Source organism: Dialister sp. UBA1703 (assembly GCA_002320515.1).
Lineage (GTDB): Bacteria > Bacillota > Negativicutes > Veillonellales > Dialisteraceae > Dialister.
The window spans coordinates 1-4,396 of the sequence record DCJJ01000118.1; the positions used below are offsets into that span (position 1 = coordinate 1).

Consider the following 4,396-nt stretch of genomic DNA (forward strand, 5'->3'; position numbering starts at 1 on the left):
GAATTAATCAGTGCTTCCCTAGATCTGCGCCGTCAGGCGCTCCCCGATCCCGGTCCCGACCCCAGCCGCTCTGCGGCTGCCTTCACTCCTTCGCCTGGTGCACCACGATCTGGGGGAAGGGAATATCTATGCCGTTCTTGTCGAAGGCTTCTTTCACTTTAATGTAGAGTTCGTTCTGGGCTTCGAAGTATTTCTGCCTGTCCACCTGGGCTCTGACGTAGATACGGATGGAGGATTCTGCCATGGCGCTGACGTAGATGGGGAGGTTTTCTTTATTGAGCACATAGCCGTCTTCTGTGAATATCTTTTTCAGGAGGGCAATGCAGGCCGGCAGGTCGGTGCTGTATCCTACGTCGAAGGTGAATTCCAGATTTCTTGTTTCAAAGGCGGAGAAGTTCTTAATGACACTGTTAATGAGGGAGGAGTTCGGGATGACAATCATCTGGTTGCCCAGGGTGGAAATGAGGGTGTACATAATGCGGATGTCGGTGACGGTGCCCTGATTGGTGCCTACCTGGATGTAGTCCCCTACCCTGAAGGGGCGGAAGATGAGGATGAAAATGCCGGAGGCCACGTTGCCGATATTATCCTTGAGGCCCAGGCCGATGGCCAGGCCTACGCCGCCGAAGGCTGCGGCCAGGGTGCCTGCCGCCACGCCGGCGGTGCCCAGGGCTACGATGGCCACGATGGCCAAGCAAAAGAAGAAAATGATTTCTGAAATGAAGGTTTTGGCGGAAGGATCCACGTTGCTTCTTTCCAGGATGTGTTCTACTGCCTTGCGGATGTATCGGCAGACGATGTATCCCACAATGAAGAGGATAACCGCTTCGATGAGATCCAGGCCCTTGGTGAGGGCAAACATTTTCAAGTCGCCCATGAATTTGGCGGTAATGCTGATTTCATCAGTCACTACTTTGGTTACTGCATTGGTTTCCAATGGAAAGTTCCTTTCTTTAAAATGAAATGGCAGGAAATGATATTTCTTCTATTTTATCATATCGGGCAAAAGAAAAACGGCCTCCTCATGGAATGCCGCTTTTGCTCTGCACCGTTTACGCCTTTTCAGCCGCCTGTTTTTCGCCGGCTGCAATAATGTTTTCTACTACCATGGTGGTGGTAACGCTTCCCACGCCGCCGGGGACGGGGGTAATGGCGCCGGCTGTTTCGGAGACAGGGCCGTAGTCCACGTCCCCCACTGTTTTGCCGTTTACCCGGTTAATACCTACGTCGATGACCACGGCTCCCGGTTTCACCATGTCCGCCGTCACCGCCTCTGCGTGACCCAGGGCAGCCACCAGGATGTCTGCGCTCTTTGCGATTTCTTTCAGGTTCTTCGTATGGGAGTGGCAGATGGTGACGGTGGCGTTTTTCTTCAGGAGCATGAGGGAAACGGGTTTCCCGATGACATTGCTCCTTCCGATAATGACTGCTTTTTTTCCGTCGGGATTGATGCCGTAGTGGTCAAGGATGACCATAACCGCCCTGGGCGTGCAGCCGAAGAGTCCTTCTTTCCCGGCGAAGAGCCGTCCTGCATTGGTGTCGGTAAGGCCGTCCACATCCTTGTCCGGATTGATGAGGGCAATCATCTTTTCCGCATTGATACCCTTGGGGAGGGGCATCATCATGAGGATGCCCGTGATTTCCCGGTCATGGCTCAAATCGGAAATGAGATTTCCCAGTTCTTCCTCTGTCACATCGTCGGATTCCCGGAAGATTTCCGCTTCCATGTCGTAGCTCTTGGCCACTTTCTGCATGAAGGAGGCGTACATGGCAGAGGGTTTGCTGCTCCCTGCCAGAACGATGGCCAGTTTCGGTTCATAGTGTTTTGCTCTCAGGGCCTCCAGCCTTCCCCGGAGCACCTTTTCCAGAGAGGCGGCCGTTTCTTTTCCGTCCAGTATGTCTGCCATATCAGAAGAGTCCTGTAATATGACCATCGTCGTCTACGTCGATCCGTTCAGCTGCCGGACGTTTCGGCAGGCCCGGCATGGTCATCACCTTGCCGGTGAGAACCACTACGAAACCGGCGCCGGCGGAAATCCTGACTTCCCGTACATGAAGGGTGAAGCCGGAGGGAGCACCCAGTTTGGTGGGATCATCGCTGAAGGATGCGGGGGTCTTGGCAATGCATACGGGCACGTCTTTGAAGCCCATTTCTTCAATATGCTTCAGTTCCTTTTCAGCGGCGCTGTCGTACTGCACATTGGATGCGCCGTAGATTTCCTTTGCAATGGTTTCAATCTTTTCCTTCAGGGAAAGGTGGATATCATAGAGAGGCTTGTAGGAAGAGCCTTTGTCGATGGCTTCCAGTACCTTTCTTCCCAGGTCCAGGCCCCCTTTGCCGCCGTCTACAAAGACCGTGGATTCAGCCACCGGAACCCCTGCTTCGGCGCAGGCATCTTCGATGACCTTCTTTTCCTCTGCCGTGTCGCTGGGGAACATATTCAGTGCCACCACAATGGGGAGGCCGAATTTCTTCAGGTTGGAAATATGACGGAGCAGGTTCGGCAGGCCCCTCTTCACTGCTTCCGGATCCGATTCGGTGAGTTCATTCTTTGCTTTGCCGCCGTTCATTTTCAGGGCACGGATAGTAGCCACCAGAACAGCTGCATCCGGTTTCAGACCGGCGAAACGGCACTTGATATCCAGGAACTTTTCTGCCCCCAGGTCGGCGCCGAAACCGGCTTCCGTAACCACATAGTCAGCCAGGTGAAGGGCCGTGCGGGTAGCCAGCACGGAGTTGCAGCCGTGGGCAATGTTGGCAAATGGGCCGCCGTGAATAAAGGCAGGCACATGCTCCAGGGTCTGCACCAGATTCGGTTTCAGCGCATCCTTCATCAAAGCCGCCATGGCGCCCTGGGCATGGATATCGCCGGCAGTGACAGGCTTGTTGTCATAGGTGTAGCCTACAATAATCCGTGCAAACCTTTCCTTCATATCCCGGATGGAATCAGCCAGGCAGAGGATAGCCATCACTTCAGAAGCTACGGTAATATCAAAGCCGTCTTCCCTGGGAACACCGTTGGCATGGCCGCCGAGACCCACCACGATATGGCGGAGCACCCGGTCATTCATGTCCTCCACCCGTTTCCAAACCACCCGGCGGGGATCGATGCCCAGCACATTCCCCTGCTGGATATGGTTGTCCACCATAGCCGCTAGAAGATTGTTGGCGGCCGTAATGGCATGAAGATCACCGGTGAAATGGAGATTGATATCCTCCATAGGCACCACCTGGGAATACCCGCCGCCAGCAGCGCCGCCCTTCACCCCCATACAGGGTCCCAGAGACGGCTCGCGGAGGCAGATCATTGCCTTCTTCCCCAGCTGCGCCAGCGCCTGGCCCAGCCCTACAGTGGTGGTAGTCTTCCCTTCCCCTGCAGGAGTCGGGGAAATAGCGGTCACCAGAATCAACCGGCCCATGGGCTTACCTTCCAGCTCCTTCGTCAGCTTCAGAGAAATCTTGGCCTTGTAAGGACCGTAGTTCTCCAAATCCTCAGCCGGAATCCCGATGGAAGCACCGATTTCCGTAATCGGCTTCATTTCTGCTTTCTGTGCAATCTCAATGTCGCTTAACATCTTTTCCACTCCTTCATGCCCAACCAAACTTCTGAATTTGCCTTATAGAAATACTGACCGTCTGGCAATCAGCTCTATTCATTATATCACAATGGGGACGGGGGAAGAGGGGAAGAGGGAGAAGGTTCTTAAGTTTGACCGGCCTTTGGACACGCCTGCGGCGTGAGGGTTCAAAAGGTTCAAAAGGTTCTTAGGTTTGACGCCCGCTTTGCGGGCNNCGGGCGAGGGTTGTGGATAGCCGCCTACGGCGGCTATGATTATAAAGTCAGCGTTACGGGATTTGCTTTTATGTCACTATGGCTCCCCCGTCATTTCGAGCGGTGGTACGAGCCGGTATGATTCCATAGTTTCATGAAGCCAGTGAAAGGGAGCCGAGAAATCTCCCTGCAGAATGCTGCCTTGCAGCAGGCAGTTCTTGGCTTATCTTCCAGACCTATCCTCAGGGCTCCGCCCAGCTCCTTTCTGAGAAAGGAGCCTGGGTTACGGTAATACCCTCCTGCTGCTTAATGCTTGCTATGCATTACGGTGAATTGGCCGCTAACGCGGCCACCCCCCTATCCCGCTTCGCGGGGCTCCCTCCACGGGAAAGCGTCTCACTTGGTTCTCAGGTCGCTTTGCTCCCCTACGAACCAAGTTCGCTTGCCACCCTATTCAGGGGGAGAATATAACCCCTCTATGTTTTCCCGCAGAGTCAAGTAGCACAAATGCACAGCACCCATAGTGCCCCCTGAACAAGGGGAAAGGTGGTGGCGCAGCCACCAAAGGGGGGCCGCTTTTCCATCGCCCACCAGGGCGACTCCCTGGTTTTATTATAAGAGGC

3 protein-coding genes are annotated in these 4,396 nt (G+C 54.5%); all 3 read right to left on the reverse strand.

What is annotated here, in order from left to right; genetic code table 11:
• Nucleotides 1-82: 82 nt before the first annotated feature.
• On the reverse strand, nucleotides 83-937 hold the full coding sequence (locus B2Y11_RS05485; RefSeq protein WP_291057112.1) for a mechanosensitive ion channel family protein: 855 nt from the start codon (nucleotides 935-937) through the stop codon (nucleotides 83-85).
• Between the two features lie 115 nt (nucleotides 938-1,052).
• Nucleotides 1,053-1,907, reverse strand: coding sequence for a bifunctional 5,10-methylenetetrahydrofolate dehydrogenase/5,10-methenyltetrahydrofolate cyclohydrolase (locus B2Y11_RS05490; RefSeq protein WP_291057114.1), 855 nt, complete (start codon nucleotides 1,905-1,907; stop codon nucleotides 1,053-1,055).
• 1 nt (nucleotide 1,908) lies between these two features.
• Nucleotides 1,909-3,576 (reverse strand): formate--tetrahydrofolate ligase, encoded by a 1,668-nt coding sequence (locus B2Y11_RS05495; protein WP_291057116.1) that lies wholly within the window; start codon nucleotides 3,574-3,576, stop codon nucleotides 1,909-1,911.
• Nucleotides 3,577-4,396 lie beyond the last annotated feature (820 nt).

Bases quoted from the DNA above. Each gene is read 5' to 3' on its own strand.
- B2Y11_RS05495 (WP_291057116.1), bottom strand. From the start codon at position 3,576: ATGTTAAGCGACATTGAGATTGCACAGAAAGCAGAAATGAAGCCGATT.
- B2Y11_RS05490 (WP_291057114.1), bottom strand. From the start codon at position 1,907: ATGGCAGACATACTGGACGGAAAAGAAACGGCCGCCTCTCTGGAAAAG.